Raw genomic sequence first — 21,864 nt, forward strand, 5'->3', positions numbered from 1 at the left:
CAACTCCTTCATATTAAATCTTTCATCGGAACTAGCGAAAATGCTGTAATGATACAAATATGGACTGCTTTGATAACTATACTTGTCCTAAAATACTTAAAAGCATTAGCCCAATATGGCTGGAGGTTGTCAAATTTAGTTGCGTTTATCAGGTTGAATATGTTTGTGAAAATTCACTTGCAAAAGTGGTTGGATAAACCCTTTGATGAACCTCCTGAACCAGTTCAAAAATACATACAGGGGGTTTTATTCTGAAATTGTAGATGTTTCTGGCTAAAACTACTATTTTTAAAGAGCAATAAATTCTACTGAAGATTATTTAGGACAGTATTGATGAAAAATCTATGTTTTGTAGTGGTTTCCACTTTGATTATCTTCTTAGGTAGCTGCAATACCATTTCGGTTACTGAGAAAATTGTAGTAAAAACGACCAAAGATGGTATTGATGCCGACTATCAAAATCTAAAAACTATTGTTCAGAATATTGATAGAACAGAGATACATAAACAAATATATGCCAGATATCCCGATGTTGATAAGAAACAGGTGCAGCAAATTCAAATATCATTAAAAAAAATTACTACGAGTTACTCCAGAGAAGTTTTTAATATTAGAACTGGTAGAGAAACCTACGAACTTGAAGTTGAGATTGCTATGAATCATGATAAATTAAAGTCAGATCAGGAAATGCAGATTATAAAGGACTTTAAGGCATTATTGAAAGAGGAGCTTATTAAAAGTGACATAAATGTTGTGGAGTAGTAATAAGTTTCTTCGCAATTAAAGAGAAACTAAATTTATACTGTTACTTAATAAACGTAGATTATTATAATTATAAAAAAAAAGCGCATTGAGGTTTGTTTAAATCTCAATGCGCGATATTAAATGCTTATCTTTTTTAATGTGTGTTTTCTATACTAACTTGCATCTTCAAAAAAGTAGCTTATTTTTTAAAAAACCCAATTAGATTGGTCAGTTTGGAGGCCTGATCTGACAGTCCTTCTGCTGTGGTTGCCATTTCTTCGGAAGAAGCAGCATTTTGTTGGGCAATGTTGTTTAATATTTGAACACTTTCATTCACTTGTCCAACGCCATTCTTCTGCTCCATACTGGCTGAAGAAATTTCCTGTATCCACTCTGATGTTTTCTCAATTTCAGGTATAATTGATTGGGTTAACTCTTTCGAGTTCTCCGTATTACTAACACTAAGTTTTGCTAGTTTAATAATTTCTTCCGCTGCAACTTTACTGCGTTCCGCCAGCTTTCTTACTTCTGCGGCAACAACTGAAAAGCCCCTTCCATGTTCACCTGCTCTGGCTGCTTCTACAGCAGCATTTAATGCCAGAATATTGGTCTGGAATGCAATATCGTTAATGATATTAATTCTTTCTGCTATTGAACTAACCGACTCCAAACTTTCTACCGCAGCAATACTTACAGTTTTCATATCTTTTGCTGATGCTACTGCTATCTTCTCTGTGTTGATGGAATACTCGGCAGTCTGATCAATATTAGAAGTGATTTGCTGCATGGTTGAAGATATTTCTTCTACCGATGCCGCTTGCTCATTGGAACCTTGTGCAATTTCTTCTGATGTCTGACTTAATTGTTTGCTCATGGTTGCAATTTGAACAACTTCAGTTTGAATGCCAACAATAATCTCTTTAAGTTTTATCACATGATCGTTTATGGCTCTCGAAATTACACCTATTTCATCTTTTCTTTCAAGGTACTGATTATCGATGTTTACATTTAGGTTTCCACCTGATAATGCATTGAGGTTGCCTGAAAATGCTGAGAGGGGCTTAACAATAGAGTTGCTTATTTTAAATGTAAAGAACCCAATTATACCAACCAGAGCCAGAAAAACAATGAGCATAATATTTCCAACCATCCGGTTGTTGGCTCGGGTTTCCCTAAATAGTTCTTCCATTCTGAGTTTACTGTCCTCATTCACTTGTGCAAGCAATTGAATGATTTCCTGATAACCTTCAATCATTGCTTGTATCCTGAGTGAAGTCTCCTCGCTGTAGTCTCCCTGAATCATGCTTTCCGATGCAGAATATGCAATGTCAAAATAGTTGTGAAATTTATCTGAGAGGTTCAATATTATGGTATCATCCTGAAGAACAATGTTGTTCTCAGCTCCAGCCATTAAGCTATCAAATACCATTTTGAACTCTTCTGCACCACTTAGTTGATACATATCTGCTACCGCAACTGCATCCATAAACTCTCTCTGCAAATCCTTCATTGTCATATCAAGTTGATGACTTAACTCAATATATGGAATGTATCCCTGTTCGATGCTGTGCATCTGCGAATTGCTTTTACCATTTACCCAGTTAAAGAGAATCATGATGCCTGTTAAGAACATCATAAACATCAAGGGTAACAGCAATATTTTATATTTAAACTTGAGATTTAAAATGAATTTGTTAAAATTCATATGGATATTTTTATAAGATTATGGAAATGGATGTTTATGTTCTTTAATGAAAGATGCAGAATTACCTGTCTGATTCAATCAGACAGGTAATAACTCATTCATTAATTATATACCACATTACCTAACAGTAATTGTTTTAACTCCGACCGTACTGGCAGCAGCAGATACATAACCTATTGCTCCCGGGTTATTTCTAACGTAATTTACCACAGCCTCATCATTTGGTTGTTCCGGAGGAGGCGATCCTGCGCCTGAGAATGCAGCCTGTTGCCAGAAGCTTCTGATAGCATTTACATTTCTGCCATGAACTTCCTGCGTAAATGTTGCCCTTACAGATGAGTTAGGTGTTAAATCAACGGGTAGTATTGCAACTCCACTATCCCATCTTGAAGTTCGTTTTAGAAAAATGTCTGATACCTCTTTTGATGTCAACGAAGCTGTAGAGTTATCTGAATTTACAATAACTTTATATGATTGTGAATAGGCAATAGTTAGTGTAAAGAACAGACTGATTGTAAGTATATATGTTTTCATGTTTTTCCGTTTGGTTGGCTAATAGTTAGAATGAAAAGATTGCAGACAGAACAAGTCCTCCTAGGTCTAGAGAACCATATTCGTAATACACATACTCCATTTTGAAAGTGGTTTCAAATGAAGGTTTGAAATTAACACCCGCTGTATATCGATAGTACTCTTGACTATTATCTGATACCATTGATGCTCCAATTTCTGGGACACTATGATACTCATATCTAAGATATGGAGTTATGGAACCTAAACTATTTATGTAGAAGTTATTGCTGATTTCTACATAAGCTCCTTTCAAATTTAAATCTGTATTAAAACCGAAAGTTTTAAGTTTTGCTTTTGTTTGCCAGTATTCGCCAATCAAAGAAAATGAGGAATAGTGCATTTTAATATTTCCTCCAAATGAAGTTTTTTTGATTTTACTTTCGATTGAAGAGGTTCTAACATAGTGGTCATCATGAACCTCCCATTGAGAGAAATCGAAATCACCCATATCAATGCCATCAAAATCGAACTCATCAGCTTCTTCGAAACGTATGAGTCTGGATGTTGTTGTGATATTTTCATCTGAACTGAATAAACCTGCACCTAATGAAATGAAGTTATTGATGTTGATTCCCAAATATCCACCTCCTCCAAATTGCAAAGATTCATTAGGATCTGTTATCATGTCATATCCAAGGCTCTCTGCTGGCATTCGTTGATTCTGAAAATACTCACTTTCAGTGGCAAAAAAACCCATTGCTCCTGACCCCTGGTAAAGGCTGTTTTTAAATCCCCCCGCAAAAACGTTATAATTGAACCTTATATCTTCACCTACTTCGCCATTTAAGGAAACAGCATCCATGTTTAATGGGAAAAATTCATGGTTTGTAATAATCATTGGTAAGGTAGCACTGTTGTTTACCGGAGCATAGTAATAAGTGTTCATGGGGCTTAATGGAGTGAGAAATCTCCCTGCCTTAAGATTTAAACTATTATTGATGCTGTACTGAGCATTTAATTCATTCAGCATCTGTTCAAAGCTGAAATTTGGTCTGTAAACCAGTACTCCGGTAATAGTCAAGTCTCGGGTTGGTTGGTATGACGAGAGAAAACCAGCCTCGGATAATGCGATAGAGTAATCTCTCTCGTACCCTTTTAACCCATTAAAGTAGTTAAATTCAGTCCCAACATAACCAGTAAAATTTGTTTGAGGTTCCCAATAATCGGTTTGTGCCATTAATGGCATTGCAACAAATAATAACATTGCAATTAATTTTGCGCTAATTTTCATTGTAGATAGTTTAATAGTAAGTTTATAATTGGATTCGAATCAGGATGAAACTATGTAAAAGTATTGTTCAATAGCCTTTAACGGCTAAATTGAATTGGAGTTTCAAAACGTAAGCAATTAAAAGTATAATTAATCTTTGAGCACGTATGTTAACATATTGATGTGTTTGTCTAATATGCATCGGATAGAACATCTATTTTGATATTATACTTTCCAAATATAAATGGAAGATGAAAAAGTATTTTAAAATTAATCTTGATGAATTTAACCAACGGGGCTTGATAATTATCATTGGGCAACGCATGTGAATATTGAATGAAATATTTCACTTTTTTTAATGGGTGTGAGATTTTTGAAGAATTCAATTTTGAGGTGTCAGCAGTGTAGAAATGTTTTTTTACTTTGTAATGAACTATTTTGAGTTATTCATGTTAATTACTACATAGATTAGAATAACAAGCTTTCTGAACTGTATAAATATTCATCTTTATACGAAAAACTTTATGGTTTTCGTAAAGAATGAAAGAAAATTGAAACTTTTTTTCTTGTTTTGATTTGATTTTATGACAAAGTTCATATATTTGCATAGAATTTTGAATAAATAAAAGAGCGCATGACACTTTTTGCATCTCTACTTCTCGTCGTCATTATTATTCTCGTGGTTAACCACTAGGGAAGTGAGACAGGTATGTAAAAAGTAAAACGATATAAACGAACTTTAAACCCCTCTCACTTCCATTGTGAGAGGGGTTTTTGGTTGAATAAAACAGCTGACTTGCAGAACGGGGTGTTGAAATATTTAACAAACAGAAGTATCCTTTTAAAAAGTGCATAAAAATGAAAATACCATTAAGGAGTAATACAACCACACAGGGAAGAAGAATGGCCGGAGCCAGAAGTTTATGGCGAGCCAATGGAATGAAGGACGAACAAATGGGCCGTCCACTGATTGCGGTTGTAAATTCATTTACACAATTTGTACCCGGGCATGCGCACTTACACCAAATTGGTCAGGATGTTAAACGAATGATAGAGAAACAAGGATGTTTTGCTGCTGAGTTTAATACCATTGCCATTGATGATGGCATTGCCATGGGGCATGACGGAATGTTGTACTCCTTACCTTCGCGAGATTTAATAGCTGATAGTGTAGAGTATATGGTTAACGCCCATCAGGCCGATGCCATGGTTTGTATCAGTAATTGCGATAAAATTACACCGGGGATGTTAATGGCTGCCATGCGCATAAACATCCCTGTGATTTTTGTATCAGGTGGACCCATGGAGGCAGGTAAAGTTGGAGATAAAGCTCTGGATTTGGTTGACTCAATGGTTATGGCTGCCGATGATTCGGTGTCTGACGAGGAGCTACTTGCGGTGGAGCAAAACGCTTGCCCAACTTGCGGCTCCTGCTCCGGGATGTTCACAGCCAATTCAATGAACTGCCTGAACGAAGCCTTGGGTCTGGCCCTGCCTGGAAATGGAACCATTGTTGCAACTCATGTTAACAGAAAGAAGCTATTTGAAAAAGCAGCCAATCAGATTGTAAGGCTTGCATATAAATATTATCAAGATGGGGATGAATCGGTTTTGCCCCGCAATATTGCCACCAAGGCAGCTTTTAATAACTCCATGACACTTGATGTAGCCATGGGAGGATCCACAAATACGGTTTTACATTTGTTAGCCATAGCTCACGAAGCGGGTGTTGATTTCACCATGCAGGATATCGATCGAATATCCAGAAAAACACCGGTTTTGTGTAAAGTAGCACCAAACAGCGATTATCATATAGAGGACGTGAACCGTGCAGGAGGAATTATGGGCATTTTGGCCGAATTAAATCGCGGAGGTTTACTGGATGCAACTGTAGGCAGAGTAGATTACTCAAGCCTGTCCGAAGCTTTGGATGCTTATGATATGGCGAGTAAGAGTGCAATTGCAGAGGCAAAAGAAATTTATCAAAGTGCACCCGGAGGGTTTGTAAACCTTGTAATGGGCTCCCAAAAAGCCATTTATGGTGAGTTGGATCTGGATCGTGAAAAGGGTTGCATCAGAAATATCAGTCATGCCTATTCTCAGGATGGCGGTCTGGCAGTCCTTTTTGGAAATATTGCTGAAAACGGATGTATAGTAAAAACAGCTGGAGTGGATGAATCCATATTTCATTTTGAAGGAACGGCTCGTGTTTATGAATCACAGGACGATGCCTGCGATGGAATTCTTTCCGGAGAAGTTAAAGCAGGCGATGTGGTCATTATAAAATATGAAGGACCAAAAGGCGGGCCGGGAATGCAGGAAATGTTGTATCCCACTTCTTACCTTAAATCCCGGAATCTTGGAGCAAAGTGTGCCTTACTGACTGATGGACGATTTTCAGGAGGAACTTCGGGACTGTCAATTGGACACGCCTCACCCGAGGCAGCTGCAGGTGGAGCCATTGCACTTATTAAAAACGGAGATAAAGTGATCATTGATATTCCTCAACGGTCAATAAATATAGATGTTACTGAAGATGAGTTGAACCAACGTAGGGCAGCGGAAGATGCTAAGGGCGATAATGCCTGGAAACCTTCTGCGCGTGAGCGATTTGTATCCAAAGCTCTGCGTGCTTATGCCGGAATGGTTACATCAGCCGATACCGGTGCAATTCGAGTATTACCTGATGAATGTAAATAGAGATGTTTTGAAAAGGCTTTGCAGGTTTTTTTATTCTGCAAGGTAATTGTAAATCCCATAAGCTTTAAGCCATGGAAACACAATCCCAAACAGTGATGAAAGAGAAGAGTAATCAAGCAATCAAAATGACTGGCTCAGAGGCCGTTGTTCGATCCCTGTTAAATGAAGGGACAGATTTAATTTTTGGCTATCCCGGTGGAGCAATCATGCCGGTTTATGATGCCTTATATGGTTTTCAGAAGGAATTACATCATGTGCTTGTCCGTCATGAACAGGGAGCTGTTCATGCTGCACAGGGATATGCAAGAGTTACCGGAAAAGTGGGAGTTGCCATTGTTACTTCCGGCCCCGGAGCCACCAATGCCGTTACCGGTATTGCAGACGCCATGATCGACTCTACACCACTTGTGGTCATCAGTGGTCAGGTTGGGTCATCGTTGTTGGGAACCGATGCTTTTCAGGAGACTGATGTTGTGGGCATTACCCAACCAATTACCAAATGGAACTACCAGATCAAAAGGCCGGAAGATATTCCACACGCTTTTGCCAGAGCTTTTTATATAGCCAGAAGTGGCCGTCCAGGTCCTGTATTATTAGATATTACAAAAGATGCACAGTTTGCAACTTTTGATTATCTGTACGAACCGGTTAAGTACATCAGAAGCTACAAGCCTGTACCTGTTTTGGATCCTCTGCAGATTGAAGCTGCTGCACAATTAATCAATCTGGCAAAAAAGCCACTCGCTTTGGTTGGGCAAGGAGTAATCCTTGGGCATGCGGAAAAAGAATTAATGGCTTTTCTTGAAAAGACAGGAATTCCTGCTGCATGGACATTGCTTGGACTGTCGGCCATGTCTTCGAACCATCCATTGAATATTGGAATGCTGGGTATGCATGGAAACTACGGGCCCAATATCAAAACCAATGAGGCCGATTTAATCATTGCCATCGGAATGCGTTTTGACGACAGGGTAACCGGCGATTTGAAAAACTATGCTACCAACGCCAAAGTGATTCATCTTGAAATTGATGATGCAGAGATAAACAAAAATGTACATGCCGATGTTCCTGTTTTGGCTGATGTAAAAGAGTCATTACCAAAGCTAACGGAAAAAGTATCTAAAAATTCGCATCAGGAATGGTTGAATGAATTCCGCGCCTGTGACAGAATTGAGCATGACAGAATTATCAATCGCCAGCTAAACCCTGCTGAAAAAGGTATGACCATGGGTGAAGTGGTAAATAAAGTATCTGCAGCAGTAGATGATGATGCCATTGTTGTTACCGATGTAGGTCAGCACCAGATGATGGCCAGCCGGTATTTCCGGTTCAAGCAGACTCGAAGCAATGTGACATCGGGTGGCCTTGGTACCATGGGATTTGGTTTACCTGCTGCAATGGGAGCTAAGTTGGGACAGCCTGACCGTCACGTGATATTGTTTGTTGGCGATGGAGGTTTCCAAATGACCATACAGGAGTTGGGAACCATTTTCCAGACTAAAATTCCGGTTAAAATTGTGTTGCTAAACAACAATTTTCTTGGAATGGTGCGCCAGTGGCAGGAGCTGTTTTTCGACAGCCGGTATGCTTCTACAGAGTTAATTAACCCTGATTTTCAGACCATCGCAAAAGGTTATTTTATAGAATCAAGAAAAGTAACAGAAAGAGACGATCTGAACGAGGCCATTCAGCAAATGGTGGAGCATGACGGACCATATTTACTGGAAGTTGTTGTTGAGAAAGAAGGAAACGTATTCCCGATGGTTCCTGCAGGAGCTTCTGTTTCGGATATCCGTTTAGAATAGGAGAAAACTGACAGGTTTACATCAATTAAAACTAAAAAAGTCATGAGCTTAAAACAGGAATTTACACTATCTATATTTTCAGAAAACGTAGTAGGTCTTCTGAATCAGATAACCAATGTGTTTACCCGCAGACATCTCAATATAGAAAGTTTAACCACTTCCGAATCTGCCATTGCCGGAATTCATAAGTTTACCATAGTGGTATTTAGTACCCGCAATGAGATTGAAAAGGTGGCCAAGCAAATTGAGAAGCGAATAGATGTTATAAAGGCATTTGTTCTAACTGCAGATGATATCATCCATGAAGAGGTGGCACTTTATAAAGTACCAACCGCCTCGTTGCTCAATGGGAATCAGATTGAGACCTTAGTGCGCCAGTATGGCGCACGCATTCTTGAGGTTACACCCGAATTTTTTGTCATCGAAAAAACAGGACACAAGAAGGAAACCCAGGAGTTATTCGAAAAACTGGATCAATACGGAGTATCCCAGTTTACGCGTTCGGGAAGAATATCAATAACAAAAACAAAGACCGAAATGCTGGACAACTATTTAAGAAAACTGGAACTGGACAACCCGGTAAAAAACTAATTTTATTTCCGATTAAATATTACTAACAAACATTATTATGGCTAAGATTAATTTCGGAGGAACCGAAGAAAACGTAGTAACACGTGAGGAATTTCCTTTGGATAAAGCACGCGAAGTGCTTAAAGACGAAGTAATTGCTGTTATTGGATACGGCGTACAAGGGCCGGGACAGGCTCTCAACCTGAAAGACAATGGTTTTAACGTTATCATTGGACAACGTAAAGAATCCAAAACCTGGGACAAGGCTGTTGCCGACGGGTGGGAGCCCGGAAAAACCCTTTTCCCCATTGAAGAAGCCCTTGACAAAGGAACCATTATCCAATATCTGCTTTCGGATGCCGGACAGATTTCTGTTTGGCCAACTGTTCAAAAATATCTGAAACCTGGTAAAGCTCTTTATTTTTCACACGGTTTTGGTGTTACCTACAAAGATCGTACAGGTATTATTCCACCTTCTGATGTGGACGTAATTCTTGTGGCTCCTAAAGGATCAGGTACCAGCCTTCGTCGCATGTTCCTTGAAGGACGTGGATTGAATTCCAGCTACGCGATTTTCCAGGATGCTACCGGAAAAGCCAAAGAGAGAGTTGTTGCTCTTGGAATCGGAGTTGGTAGCGGTTATTTGTTCGAAACCACTTTCCAAAAAGAGGTTTACAGTGACCTTACCGGTGAAAGAGGAACCCTGATGGGTGCCATCCAGGGAATTTTTGCTGCTCAGTACGAAGTTTTAAGAAGCAACGGACACAGTCCGTCTGAAGCTTTTAACGAAACGGTTGAGGAACTTACCCAAAGTTTGATGCCATTAGTGGCTGAAAACGGAATGGACTGGATGTATGCCAACTGTTCAACCACTGCACAACGCGGAGCGCTTGACTGGTGGAAGAAATTCCGTGACGCTACCCTGCCTGTGTTTAGCGATCTTTACAGCGAAGTTGCCAAAGGCAACGAAGCTCAACGATCCATCGATTCAAACAGTCAGTCTGATTATCGTGTGAAACTTGAAGCTGAACTTAAAGAGTTGCGCGAATCTGAAATGTGGCGTGCCGGTGCAGCTGTTCGTACTTTGCGTCCCGAAAATGATAAATAGTCATTAGAGAATACAATGAGTGATAAAGGAGTTTCCTCCTTTATCACTTCCTTAAATCATTCAAAATCAAAAATCCGGAGACAACCGGACAAAAAGAGACATTTATGAGCAATAGAGTCTATATTTTCGACACCACTTTAAGGGATGGCGAACAGGTACCCGGATGCCAGCTGAATACCATTGAAAAAATTGAAGTGGCACGTCAACTGGAGAAACTGGGAGTGGACATTATTGAAGCCGGCTTTCCGGTCTCGAGTCCGGGAGATTTTAACTCAGTGGTAGAAATCTCCAAAGCTGTTTCCAACCCAACCATTTGCGCGCTAACCCGCGCGGTAAAAAAAGACATTGAAGTAGCTGCCGATGCACTTCAGTTTGCAAAAAAAGGAAGAATTCATACAGGTATCGGAACTTCACCATACCACATCTACAATAAACTGAACTCAACACCCGAGGCCATAATAGAGCGCGCCGTTGAGGCGGTTAAGTTTGCTAAAAAGTTTGTTGAAGACGTTGAGTTTTATGCAGAAGATGCAGGCCGGTCTGAGAATGAGTATTTGGCCAGAGTCATTGAAGCTGTCATTAAAGCCGGAGCAACTGTGGTTAATATTCCTGACACAACCGGCTATTGTCTGCCTTCAGAATACGGAGAAAAAATTGCCTATTTGGTTAACAATGTTCCCAACATTGATAAAGCCATTATTTCAACACATTGCCACAACGACTTAGGGATGGCAACAGCCAACTCAATCTCCGGAATTATCAATGGAGCGCGTCAGGTTGAGGTTACAATGAACGGTATTGGTGAGAGAGCAGGCAACACCTCTTTGGAAGAGATTGTAATGACATTGCGCTGTCATAAGGATCTTAATTTCGATACCGGAATTGACTCCAAGCAAATCATGAAAACCAGTGGATTGGTTTCTACATTGATGCGTATGCCCATCCAGCCCAACAAAGCCATTGTTGGTCGCAATGCGTTTTCTCACTCTTCCGGTATTCATCAGGATGGAGTTCTGAAAAACCGGGAAAATTATGAGATCATCGATCCGGTTGACGTGGGTGTAAAAGAATCTTCTATCGTTTTAACAGCAAGAAGTGGACGTGCAGCTCTTAAACACCGTCTGAGCGTATTGGGTTATAATTTTGAGCCGGCCGAAGTTGATGAAATATATCAAAAATTCCTTGAACTGGCCGATAAGAAGAAAGACATTACCGATGAAGATCTGGAAATTCTGGTTGGACGTAATGTTGAAAAGGACTCTAAACGTCCGCTAAAACTTGAATCTCTTCAGGTGGTGTGTGGAAAATCAACCATTCCAACAGCAACTGTACAGGTTAATTTTAATGGAGATGTATTTACTGAAACAGCATCAGGTAACGGCCCCATTGACGCTGCTTTTACAGCCGTTAAAGCACTGGTTAAAAGACGTGTGCGTTTGGAAGAGTTTCTTATACAAGCCATTACCCGGGGAAGTGATGACCTTGGTAAGGTTCACGTTCAGATTGAACACCAGGGACATACCTATTACGGATTTTCTGCGCATACCGATATCATAACGGCTTCTGTTGAAGCATTTTTGGATGCATTGGGGAAAATCCAATAGCCATTGAGTCAACTTAAATCGAACGATTGTTCGATTTAAGTTTGAACTTATCATATAAAAAATAGTTGTATAATAATATAAAAACAGAGAACCTTGGCAGGAAAAACACTTTTCGACAAAATCTGGGAAAAACACGTTGTAAACAATGTTGAAGGAGGACCCAGTGTGTTGTACATAGATCGTCACCTGATTCATGAGGTGACCAGTCCGCAGGCTTTTGCCGGACTTAAAGAGAGAGATATAAAAGTTCGTTGCCCCGAAAAGACCATCGCAACACCCGACCATAATATTCCAACCATGGATCAGCATTTGCAGATTCATGATGAGTTAAGCCGTTTTCAGGTGAATAAACTCAAGGAGAATTGTGAAGTTAACGGGATAACCATGTATGGTTTAACACATCCATACAATGGAATTGTTCATGTGATTGGTCCTGAGCTTGGATTAACCCGTCCGGGAATGACCATTGTTTGCGGCGACAGTCATACATCTACCCATGGTGCCTTTGGAAGCATTGCTTTCGGAATTGGAACCAGTGAGGTGGAAATGGTGTTGGCTACTCAATGTCTGATGCAAACACGGCCAAAAACCATGAGAATAAATGTGGATGGAGAACTTAAAAAAGGAGTAACATCCAAGGACATTGTTCTTTACATCATTTCTCAACTAACCACAGGGGGAGGAACTGGATACTTTGTTGAGTTTGCAGGTTCAGCTATTCGCTCCTTGTCTATGGAAGCGCGCATGACCATTTGTAATATGAGCATCGAAATGGGTGCCAAAGGCGGAATGATCGCTCCGGACGAAACCACTTTCGAATATGTGAAAGGGCGCGAATTTGCTCCAAAGGGTGAAGAGTGGGAAAAAGCTTTGGCAGAGTGGAAACAACTGCCATCTGATCCCGACGCAGTTTTTGATAAGGAGATTCACTTTAAGGCAGAAGACATTGAGCCCATTATTACCTATGGAACCAACCCCGGTATGGGAATGGGAATTTCAGGTAATATTCCAAAAGTTGACGAAATTGAGAAGTCTTCTCAAAAATCTTTTGTGAAATCGCTCGAATATATGGGCTTTAACGCTGGAGATGCCATGATTGGAAAGCGTGTAGATTATGTGTTTGTTGGAAGTTGCACCAACGGACGTATTGAGGATTTGCGCGCGTTTACCCAATTCGTTGAAGGAAAGAAAAAAGCCGACAACGTAGTAGCATGGATTGTTCCTGGTAGTAAGCAAGTTGAAAAGCAGGCACTTGAAGAAGGCTTAAAGGAAAAACTGGAAGCCGCCGGATTTGAATTGCGTCAACCCGGTTGCTCTGCTTGTTTGGCCATGAATGATGATAAAATTCCCGAGGGATTGTACGCGGTTTCTACCTCCAACAGAAACTTTGAAGGACGCCAGGGACCCGGAGCCAGAACCATGTTGGCCAGTCCGCTCACTGCCGCTGCTGCAGCCGTTACCGGAGTAATTACTGACCCCAGAACTTTGCTGTAGCAGGGGTTTTAAAGATTAAAGTATTAACGACAAATTTTAATTCAATGCCAATAGATAAATTCGTAACACTTGAATCCAGCTGTGTACCGTTGCCCATTGAAAACGTAGATACCGACCAGATTATACCGGCAAGATTTTTGAAAAAAACCACCCGCGATGGATTTGGTGACAGCCTTTTCTGTGACTGGAGATATGATAAGGAAGGCAATCCAAAGCCCGATTTTGTGCTGAATGATCCAACTTATTCTGGTTCCATTCTTGTAGCAGGTAAAAACTTTGGTAGTGGTTCCAGCAGGGAACATGCTGCATGGGCAATTCATGGCTACGGTTTCAAAGTGGTAGTTTCAAGCTTTTTTGCAGATATATTTAAGAATAATGCACTAAACAACGGAGTACTTCCTGTTCAGATATCTGATGATTTTCTAAATCAATTGTTTGAAGCCATTGAGGCTGATGCAAAGGTGATTATAAAAGTTGATCTTGAGAATCAAACGATTTCAGTACCGTCAAAAAATATTTCAGAGAAATTTGATATCAATCCTTATAAAAAGAAATGCCTGATTAACGGGTATGATGATATTGATTATCTACTAAGTATTACTGATGATATTCAGGCTTGGGAAGAAAAAGCCAATGCATAATTTAAAGTATTCGTGATTGGAAAACTCCAATCACGAATTTTTCCATTCGCCTGCAAATCTTATCAAAAAACAGAATCATGACCAATATAGAAGTAATGGATACAACCCTTAGGGATGGAGAACAAACCACAGGGGTATCATTCAGTGAAGCGGAAAAACTTGCAATTGCCCGGCTTTTGCTCGAGGAAATTAAGGTTGATCGCATTGAAGTTGCTTCAGCCAGAGTATCGGATGGGGAATTCAGATCAGTGAAGAGAATTACCGATTGGGCCAAAAAGAACAATTGTATTGAACGGGTCGAGATTTTAGGATTTGTTGATCAGACTGTATCATTAGATTGGATTGCAGAAGCTGGAGGAAAGGTTATCAACTTATTAACAAAAGGCTCTTTGAAGCACTTGCAGGGTCAATTGAGAAAAACCCCTGAACAACATGCTGCAGATATCCAGTTTGTGATTGATGAAGCTGAAAAACGCGGCATAACAGTCAATGTTTATTTAGAAGACTGGTCAAACGGAATGCTAAGTTCCCGAGAGTATGTTTACTTTATGGTAGATTTTCTGAGCAAAGCAAAGGTTCGAAGAATCATGCTGCCTGATACACTTGGAATTCTTAATCCGGAGCAGACTTATGAGTTTTGCAAAGATATGTATGACCGATATCCCGGGGTACATTTTGATTTTCATGCTCATAACGATTACGATTTTTCGGTGGCCAATGTATTTATGGCACTAAAAGCCGGAATGAAAGGACTTCATACCACTGTGAACGGACTGGGAGAACGTGCTGGTAATGCTCCACTCGCCAGCGTGCTGGGAATGATGAATGACCACTTGAAACTTCAGAACTCGCTGAATGAGTCAAAGCTCACGAAAGTATCTAAAATGGTTGAGTCTTTTAGTGGAGTGCGTATTCCTGCCAATAAACCATTAACAGGAGAGTATGTATTCACGCAGTGCAGCGGCGTTCATGCCGATGGCGATAATAAGGACAACCTTTATTTTAATGAACTGATGCCCGAACGTTTTGGTCGGGTTCGCCGCTATGCTTTGGGAAAAACTTCCGGAAAAGCGAATATCAAAAAGAATCTGGAGGAACTTGGGATAGAACTGAATGCTGAAGATATGAAGAAGGTCACCCAAAGGGTGATCGATTTAGGGGATAAAAAAGAGACCGTTACAACCGAAGACCTCCCATATATTATATCAGATGTTCTAAAAAATAAGGAGACCCCTGAAAATATTAAACTGTTAAATTACAGTTTAAGTCTGGTTCGTAAAATGAAACCTGTTGCAAGCATCCGTATTCAAATTCATAATAAAACCTACGCAGAGACGTCTATAGGTGATGGACAGTACGATGCATTTATGAAAGCGTTATGGAAAATTTACGAATCATTGAATCTGGATCATCCGGTATTAACCGATTATTGGGTATCGATACCTCCCGGTGGAAAGACCGACGCACTGGTTGAAACTGTAATTACATGGGATTTTAAAGGACAAGAGTTTAAAACCCGTGGTTTGGATGCTGACCAAACCGAAGCTGCTATTAAAGCTACCCTTAAAATGCTGAACATCATTGAAAGTGATGAGGTGAGGTTTAAAGGGTAATTCCTTTGATTTTAAAAATAACTATATAATTATGAAACTTAATATTGCTGTACTGGCCGGTGACGGAATCGGCCCCGAGATCATTGATCAGGCCATTAAGGTTGTAAACGCCGTTTGCGAAAAAAAGGGTCATGAGGCAATTTATACAGAAGCTTTAACCGGTGCTGCCGCCATTGATGCGGTTGGTGATCCTTATCCGGAATCAACACACAAAGTATGTATGGATGCTGACGCGGTGTTGTTCGGTGCCATTGGACATCCAAAATTTGACAACGATCCTAACGCAAAAGTTCGACCCGAGCAAGGATTGCTTCGCATGCGTAAGCAATTGGGTTTATACGCCAACCTTCGTCCGGTTGAAACTTTTCCATCACTGTTACATAAATCTCCGTTGAGAAAGGATTTGGTTGAAGGTGCCAATTTCATGTGCATTCGAGAACTTACAGGTGGTATTTATTTTGGTGAAAAAGGCCGCAGTGAAGATGGAAACATGGCTTTCGACAACTGTGTTTATACCCGTGAAGAAATTGAACGCATCCTAAAACTGGGATTCGAGTATGCCATGAAACGTAACAAGAAACTTACCGTGGTAGATAAAGCCAATGTTCTTGAAACTTCCAGGTTATGGCGTCAAATTGCTCAGGAAATGGCTCCCAATTATCCGGAAGTGGATACCCAATATATGTTTGTGGACAACGCTGCCATGCAAATCATACAATGGCCAAAGAATTTTGATGTAATGGTTACTGAGAATATGTTTGGTGATATTCTTACCGATGAAGCTTCAGTTATTACAGGTTCTCTGGGTTTATTGCCATCTGCATCCATCGGGTTGCACACCAGCGTTTTTGAACCCATACATGGTTCTTACCCGCAGGCTGCCGGGAAAAACATTGCCAACCCTATTGCCACAGTTCTATCAGCAGCTCTTATGTTTGAGTATGCTTTTGATTTGAAAGACGAAGCAGAAATGATCCGCAAAGCGGTAACAGCCTCATTGGAACAGAGTTTTGTAACCGAAGACATTGATAAAGAAAATGCCAAAAAGACCTCTGAAGTTGGAGACTGGCTGGCTGATTATATCAGGAAAAACGGATAAAGAACTAATTGAATTTTTAAAGCGACAAGTCTCAAAACTTGTCGCTTTTTTGCTTTTACGCCTTGTCAATCAATTATTTAATAACATGTACCATTTGCTCAAAATTACGCCAATTATTTTTACAATCCGCATAAGTGAATCTTACTTTATAAGCTTGTAAGGATTGTGTATTTTGACCTGCCCAGATGTTTATTGGTCCATCATAATTAACGGTATGCACATCCGATGAATAAATGAGTCGATTTCTTCTATCCCATACATTCACCCTCCATTTATAAACAAATGATTGATTAACACGTAGAAAATCGTTTATCCCATCATCATTGGGAGTAAATGTATTTGGCATTGCAACGCAAGGAACATAACATCCTCTGCCGTTGTTAGGCGTATCCATTATTCTTTCATCAATGTTCATGTATAAGGTTGCTCCTTTTTGAAATTCAACACCCCTCATTGAAATTGATTCTCCTGCAACCAAGTTTTTATTTCCACTTTTCATAACAGCATTAGAACCGGTATTAATGTTGGTTGTAAATCTTGATTCCATTACTTCTCGACTGAAAAAGTCCATTACTGAGGTAATCTCAATGTAATCCTCAATTCCACAAGGTAAGCAATCACCACCGCAATCAATACCTGTTTCACCATTATCTCTTATGCAATTACTGCAATGAGCCGGCAAATAAGTTGGATCTGTTGTGTAGCGTTTGTGCTGTGCCGACAATCCTGTACCAACGTAATCCCTTATGTGGGGATATATGTCATCAAATTTTATGCAAATACTTTCGGAGTGTCCGCAACGTTTGTTTGGGTTATGTGGTTCACCAATTACTATCCCTTGCAAGTATTGCCCCCATGATGAAGAGAAAACCGGCCCACCTGACAGGCCTCCTTCTGAAACTCCAACGTTCCAATTCATAATGAAGGTTCCGTTTTCAAGATTTTGAGGCGCTTGGTTGGCTACGTTTACTTTTTTGGGAGCTCCATTCGGATGACCTATGGCTGCACCCTCCCGTGGATGCTTAAACCTTTCCCAGCCTGAAAAAACAAGGTCGTGTTTTGTGAGTTGCTTTATGGTTCGGCGAGATTGAAGTAAAACGTAATCATTCTTTGGGTCATATAGAGAATTATCCTGTTTATACCAAAAGTTATCCCCGATTGCTTTTATGTTCCCCACTCTAAGTTCACTGCGAATAGTTTCACCACTGGTTCGGCGATTTGTTATGCCGCAATCGCCATATTGATAGTTTACTACTATTTCGATTCTGGTGTCTGCATGGTCATGTAGTAATATTGGAACTTCATTTTCTTCATTAAATTGCTGATGTCCAAAAAGATGAGCTACTGAGAGAATGTATGGCATGTCATCAGGAGCATATCCGCTCCCACTTTTATTGATAAGTACCCCTGATCCTTTTATTCTTCTTCCTACTCCCAACAATGTCCGATTATATACATATATATGACATACAGACCTGGAAGCTTCTTTCCAGTATTCGCCCACGGGGCAAACAATGTCATTTAGGCATTGAAATTCAGACTCCCCATGCGCCCCTTTAAGAATTGTGCTTTTCATATAGTTACGGCGGTTTCCATATCCATAGTCTAATTGGTCAATTATTAAATTGGGGCTAAATAGTGCATCATGTGGTTCAAAATACTCAATATAAAAATCATTGAACCTGACATATTCCTCCTCGTCTCCATATTCAAGTTGACGAATCGAATAAAGAAATGATAGAGAGGTATGGTCATCTACTTCGCCATAATGATATTTTTCAAAAGGGTCATTAATATAATAAGAAAACCTTGCCCCCTCAGGTATTTTGGTGTTTGTTTTAAATGAAAATCCCAAGCTTACAGCTGTTGTAGCCGTAATTTTAAAAATCCATAGCGTCCCCTCATCTAACTCAAACTTCGTGGCATGCTCTTTAAAGTCTATGTAAACTTCATACATTTTTTGATATGTAGAACCCAGTCCCGGACGTTTACGAAAATACTCCTCATCATACTCCACCAGATACATCGAGTCGTTATTGACCGGGGCAAACTCATAGGATGTTTTAATCTCATCGAGGTTAAATTTCCCAAAATATTTTTGACTGAACACCACTGGCGATTCTTCTCCATTTAACCCGGTGAGAAAATTGGGGACATCAGGAACTGAGGTTTGTTTGTGGCATCCCGTTTGTGCATTCACCGCACTGAATAAGAACACACCTATGAATAATAATAAATATCTATACATTATCTTCGAATTGGATAGGTTTATAAAACGATCATTCGCTTGGTGTCAATTTCTTTGCCATCCACAATCAGTGAGTATAAGTACATACCCGACTTTAAATCTGAAGCAGGCACAGTAACTTTTACATTGCCTGTACCTTTCACAGTCATGCGGTTTACTTGATTACCGTTTAAGTCATAAATTATCAAGAATGCACTTTTGCTGGAATTTGGTAAGTAGCAAGAAATTTCTGTTTTATCTCCAAAAGGATTAGGGATATTGGAAAAGAGAATAGCCTTGTCATCGTCTATTTCTGCAGAAGAAACCCTGGTTGCGATGCCATTGTTTTGTGCCTTTAGTACCTCAATCTCTTTTGCCTGTTCCTCTACCATCTGGGATAACTCTTTAATGGCTTCAACGGCAATTGGTATAATTGCGCTATAATCAACACCTTTATATCCAAGACTATCAGTTGATACAATCTCAGGAATTACTTGTTCTACTTCCTGTGCAATGAAACCATAATTTCCTAAGCCGGCACTTTTTAGTTCATCCTGGTACGTCCAAAGGAAAGATGTTCCTCTTAATTGACGAATGGTTTCGAGAGAAGAGTTAATTGTTTCTATATTTTTCTTGTATTTGACATCTGATGACTGAACGACACTAGCAACCTGAATAGTATTGAATCGTGCTCTTTCTGTATTAAAGAAAACAATTCTGTCAGTTGAGTGACTCCAAATTCTTGGATCCTGAGCACTAATATCCATTTTAACAAATCGATTTTGCCATCCGCCAAATTGAAATCTCGCCCCATACAAATATACCATGTGGTATTGGGGTGGTTCTGTTAACGTTCCAATAGAGACTTTGCCGTCGTTAAAAAGTTTTAGCTGTGCGTTGATTTTGCCCCCCCCCTATAGTGGCAGTTAACACAATAATAAATAGTAATTTAAATGCGTAAATTTTCATAATAACAATTAGATAAAATTAAATAATATGTATTTTGTTCGATGCAAATGTATTTCATTTTTTGTTTATTTCACTAACATTGCTTGGTGTTGTTTTAATAGAATTTTCAAAAGCGTTGAAAAAAAGACAGATAAAACTATAGGTTTCGATTATATGACAGGAGTTGATTTGGCTTATGTTATTGTTTGAAGAAGTGATAATAAACATAAGGACAAGTCTGTAAAGGTTAAGTAGGATTAAATACTGCCAAGATTTAATTTTGCGTATTGTTTATTCTGAATTTGCACTAATGATTTTTAATGCGCTTTGAGAAAATCTGCGCATACGCGTTACATCCATTTTCATTACTATTTGTCTTTATTTAAGCCGATAGTGATCATCATATTATAAACTGTCTAATTTTAGTTTCTAAATATATGTTTCAAATTATTAGACTGTTAGGTTGTAGGTAGACAGCGTATTAGATTCAGATGATTAATAACTGTCTGATTTTAAACTGTCCTATTTTTAGGGAAGGCTACAATGATTTTAAGTTTCTTTTAATAATAACAGCTTTAATCTTTTCCCTAATTATAAGGATGCTTTGTGTAAATTTGGTTATTTTTGAGTTCACTAGATTAACTTTATGTATCAATGTACTGTGTTAGTATATAACAAGTTTCAAGTATTAATGATTATATGGATTATTTCCATTTTTGCTCTGCTTACCTCCTGCGTTCAGCAGCAGGAACAACCGCTGTTGTCGGGTTACATGTGGGGTGGTGAGGGTAATCGCATGATAATATCTGCACCCAACGATTCATTATTTTTACCTGATACATTACTTATCAGTTCATCGGGTCAAATTTACTGGAATCCTGATACCATTGTTCCTGGGCTTTATTTGCTCTCAAAGACTTCAGGCGAATCGTTACTCCTTCAAATTTCAGCCAGAGAACCGGTCTTTGTGGATGCACAATATATAATTTTCCCGGATCACGTTCAGTTAAATGGCTCAGAGCATTCCATCCAATTTTTAGCCATCGAAAGGATCAGCAAAGAGTGGCTTTCGGAGATGAACCGGATGACTTCAATTGTCGACAGTCCGTCATGGACTCCAACTCCTGTCAATGTTGAAAATCTTTATGAGGATTTGGATTCTTTGAAAAATATTTTTCGAGGACGGGCATTGGAGCTCTCACGTGCTCCAATGGTACGTATGTATGCCCTTCTACAGAGAGCTGGCAATCACTCTCTCTTCGATCCTTGGAGCGATCGGAATCTTTTTTACAGGGCAGATTCTATGCTGGAAAATCAGAAATATCTGAGAGAAGTTGAAGTTTTTACCAACATGGTTGGCAAAATACGTCAGAGGGAAAAAGAATTTCAGAGTTTTAACCCCGATCGTCCTTTTCCTGATATTGAATTTATCCAGAATGGTGAAACCATCTCAATTGAAGATTTTAAAGGGAGTCATCTATATCTGGAATTCCCGTCTACGGATTTTACATTATCCCGTGTTCAACTGAATCGTTTGACAACTCTTCATTCAGAGGGATTTGAAGTCTGTTTTGTGCTTAATCCTGAGGATGATTATAATATTCAACGTAACACATTGTTCCGTTATCTGAAGTTACAGGATTACAAATACATGATGATACCGATTGGAAAACCTCCTGTAAATTTTATTGTAAACGATCAGGGCATTATTATTGCCAGAAACGTTTGGGATGAACAAATTGACGAGGTTAAAAATTTTCTTTTAACATCAGCGGCTAATGAGAATTAAACTTTGGAATTAGTTTCCGGAGATTATTTACCTT

16 protein-coding genes and 1 pseudogene are annotated in these 21,864 nt (G+C 39.4%); 12 read left to right on the top strand and 5 right to left on the bottom strand.

All coding sequences use genetic code 11. The features are described 5' to 3' along the window. Positions 1-255: pseudogene (locus tag B5X70_RS18395) on the top strand (hypothetical protein); the annotation flags it as partial. A gap of 78 nt (positions 256-333) precedes the next feature. After that, the gene (locus B5X70_RS15545) at positions 334-762 is read left to right on the top strand and encodes a hypothetical protein (protein ID WP_079558831.1); all 429 of its coding nucleotides are present in this window, start codon (positions 334-336) and stop codon (positions 760-762) included. A gap of 181 nt (positions 763-943) precedes the next feature. Here B5X70_RS15545 and B5X70_RS15550 read toward each other — a convergent pair whose 3' ends face one another. The 3 genes from B5X70_RS15550 to B5X70_RS15560 all read right to left on the bottom strand — a co-directional run bounded on the left by B5X70_RS15550 (position 944) and on the right by B5X70_RS15560 (position 4,226). After that, positions 944-2,380, bottom strand: a complete 1,437-nt coding sequence (locus B5X70_RS15550; protein ID WP_159450014.1) for a methyl-accepting chemotaxis protein — start codon at positions 2,378-2,380, stop codon at positions 944-946. A 186-nt stretch (positions 2,381-2,566) separates the two neighbouring features. Then, complete coding sequence (locus B5X70_RS15555) at positions 2,567-2,983, bottom strand: substrate-binding domain-containing protein (protein ID WP_079558833.1); 417 nt, start codon at positions 2,981-2,983, stop codon at positions 2,567-2,569. Between the two features lie 25 nt (positions 2,984-3,008). Then, entirely contained in the window at positions 3,009-4,226 is a 1,218-nt protein-coding gene (locus tag B5X70_RS15560) for a hypothetical protein (protein WP_143255090.1), read from the bottom strand. A gap of 864 nt (positions 4,227-5,090) precedes the next feature. Between B5X70_RS15560 and ilvD the strand changes: the two genes are divergently transcribed. From ilvD to leuB, 9 genes are all read left to right on the top strand, one after another. Then, entirely contained in the window at positions 5,091-6,932 is a 1,842-nt protein-coding gene (gene ilvD, locus B5X70_RS15570) for a dihydroxy-acid dehydratase (RefSeq protein ID WP_079558836.1), read from the top strand. Between the two features lie 71 nt (positions 6,933-7,003). Beyond that, a complete protein-coding gene (gene ilvB / locus B5X70_RS15575; protein WP_079558837.1) occupies positions 7,004-8,737 on the top strand; it encodes a biosynthetic-type acetolactate synthase large subunit in 1,734 nt (577 codons plus the stop codon). 42 nt (positions 8,738-8,779) lie between these two features. After that, positions 8,780-9,328: an acetolactate synthase small subunit gene (gene ilvN / locus B5X70_RS15580; protein ID WP_079558838.1), complete on the top strand. Its 549-nt coding sequence runs from the start codon at positions 8,780-8,782 to the stop codon at positions 9,326-9,328. A gap of 37 nt (positions 9,329-9,365) precedes the next feature. Next, entirely contained in the window at positions 9,366-10,415 is a 1,050-nt protein-coding gene (gene ilvC / locus B5X70_RS15585) for a ketol-acid reductoisomerase (protein WP_079558839.1), read from the top strand. 104 nt (positions 10,416-10,519) lie between these two features. After that, positions 10,520-12,019 carry a 2-isopropylmalate synthase gene (locus B5X70_RS15590; protein WP_079558840.1) on the top strand — a complete coding sequence of 500 codons (1,500 nt, stop codon included), beginning with the start codon at positions 10,520-10,522 and terminating at the stop codon, positions 12,017-12,019. 93 nt (positions 12,020-12,112) lie between these two features. Then, a complete protein-coding gene (gene leuC, locus B5X70_RS15595) occupies positions 12,113-13,513 on the top strand; it encodes a 3-isopropylmalate dehydratase large subunit (protein ID WP_079558841.1) in 1,401 nt (466 codons plus the stop codon). A 44-nt stretch (positions 13,514-13,557) separates the two neighbouring features. Continuing rightward, positions 13,558-14,154 carry a 3-isopropylmalate dehydratase small subunit gene (gene leuD, locus B5X70_RS15600; RefSeq protein WP_079558842.1) on the top strand — a complete coding sequence of 199 codons (597 nt, stop codon included), beginning with the start codon at positions 13,558-13,560 and terminating at the stop codon, positions 14,152-14,154. A gap of 77 nt (positions 14,155-14,231) precedes the next feature. Beyond that, positions 14,232-15,767 carry an alpha-isopropylmalate synthase regulatory domain-containing protein gene (locus B5X70_RS15605; protein ID WP_079558843.1) on the top strand — a complete coding sequence of 512 codons (1,536 nt, stop codon included), beginning with the start codon at positions 14,232-14,234 and terminating at the stop codon, positions 15,765-15,767. Between the two features lie 31 nt (positions 15,768-15,798). After that, positions 15,799-16,866, top strand: coding sequence for a 3-isopropylmalate dehydrogenase (gene leuB / locus B5X70_RS15610; protein ID WP_079558844.1), 1,068 nt, complete (start codon positions 15,799-15,801; stop codon positions 16,864-16,866). 73 nt (positions 16,867-16,939) lie between these two features. Here leuB and B5X70_RS15615 read toward each other — a convergent pair whose 3' ends face one another. Both B5X70_RS15615 and B5X70_RS15620 read right to left on the bottom strand, forming a co-directional pair. Continuing rightward, positions 16,940-19,114 carry a T9SS type B sorting domain-containing protein gene (locus tag B5X70_RS15615; RefSeq protein ID WP_079558845.1) on the bottom strand — a complete coding sequence of 725 codons (2,175 nt, stop codon included), beginning with the start codon at positions 19,112-19,114 and terminating at the stop codon, positions 16,940-16,942. A 20-nt stretch (positions 19,115-19,134) separates the two neighbouring features. Beyond that, on the bottom strand, positions 19,135-19,860 hold the full coding sequence (locus tag B5X70_RS15620) for a tail fiber domain-containing protein (protein WP_159450015.1): 726 nt from the start codon (positions 19,858-19,860) through the stop codon (positions 19,135-19,137). An 872-nt stretch (positions 19,861-20,732) separates the two neighbouring features. On the opposite strand from B5X70_RS15620, the gene B5X70_RS15625 reads away from it, so the two are divergent. After that, positions 20,733-21,830 (top strand): hypothetical protein, encoded by a 1,098-nt coding sequence (locus tag B5X70_RS15625; RefSeq protein WP_079558847.1) that lies wholly within the window; start codon positions 20,733-20,735, stop codon positions 21,828-21,830. The last annotated feature ends 34 nt before the right edge of the window (positions 21,831-21,864 follow it).

The sequence above is a fragment of the Alkalitalea saponilacus genome (assembly GCF_900168165.1).
GTDB lineage: Bacteria > Bacteroidota > Bacteroidia > Bacteroidales > Marinilabiliaceae > Natronoflexus > Natronoflexus saponilacus.

What these genes read in the sequence shown, in the direction of transcription:
- B5X70_RS15545 (WP_079558831.1), top strand. Translation starts at nt 334, where the DNA reads ATGAAAAATCTATGTTTTGTAGTGGTTTCCACTTTGATTATCTTCTTA.
- B5X70_RS15550 (WP_159450014.1), bottom strand. Translation starts at nt 2,380, where the DNA reads ATGATGTTCTTAACAGGCATCATGATTCTCTTTAACTGGGTAAATGGT.
- B5X70_RS15555 (WP_079558833.1), bottom strand. Translation starts at nt 2,983, where the DNA reads ATGAAAACATATATACTTACAATCAGTCTGTTCTTTACACTAACTATT.
- B5X70_RS15560 (WP_143255090.1), bottom strand. Translation starts at nt 4,226, where the DNA reads ATGTTATTATTTGTTGCAATGCCATTAATGGCACAAACCGATTATTGG.
- ilvD (WP_079558836.1), top strand. Translation starts at nt 5,091, where the DNA reads ATGAAAATACCATTAAGGAGTAATACAACCACACAGGGAAGAAGAATG.
- ilvB (WP_079558837.1), top strand. Translation starts at nt 7,004, where the DNA reads ATGGAAACACAATCCCAAACAGTGATGAAAGAGAAGAGTAATCAAGCA.
- ilvN (WP_079558838.1), top strand. Translation starts at nt 8,780, where the DNA reads ATGAGCTTAAAACAGGAATTTACACTATCTATATTTTCAGAAAACGTA.
- ilvC (WP_079558839.1), top strand. Translation starts at nt 9,366, where the DNA reads ATGGCTAAGATTAATTTCGGAGGAACCGAAGAAAACGTAGTAACACGT.
- B5X70_RS15590 (WP_079558840.1), top strand. Translation starts at nt 10,520, where the DNA reads ATGAGCAATAGAGTCTATATTTTCGACACCACTTTAAGGGATGGCGAA.
- leuD (WP_079558842.1), top strand. Translation starts at nt 13,558, where the DNA reads ATGCCAATAGATAAATTCGTAACACTTGAATCCAGCTGTGTACCGTTG.
- B5X70_RS15605 (WP_079558843.1), top strand. Translation starts at nt 14,232, where the DNA reads ATGACCAATATAGAAGTAATGGATACAACCCTTAGGGATGGAGAACAA.
- leuB (WP_079558844.1), top strand. Translation starts at nt 15,799, where the DNA reads ATGAAACTTAATATTGCTGTACTGGCCGGTGACGGAATCGGCCCCGAG.
- B5X70_RS15615 (WP_079558845.1), bottom strand. Translation starts at nt 19,114, where the DNA reads ATGTATAGATATTTATTATTATTCATAGGTGTGTTCTTATTCAGTGCG.
- B5X70_RS15620 (WP_159450015.1), bottom strand. Translation starts at nt 19,860, where the DNA reads ATGGATATTAGTGCTCAGGATCCAAGAATTTGGAGTCACTCAACTGAC.
- B5X70_RS15625 (WP_079558847.1), top strand. Translation starts at nt 20,733, where the DNA reads ATGATTATATGGATTATTTCCATTTTTGCTCTGCTTACCTCCTGCGTT.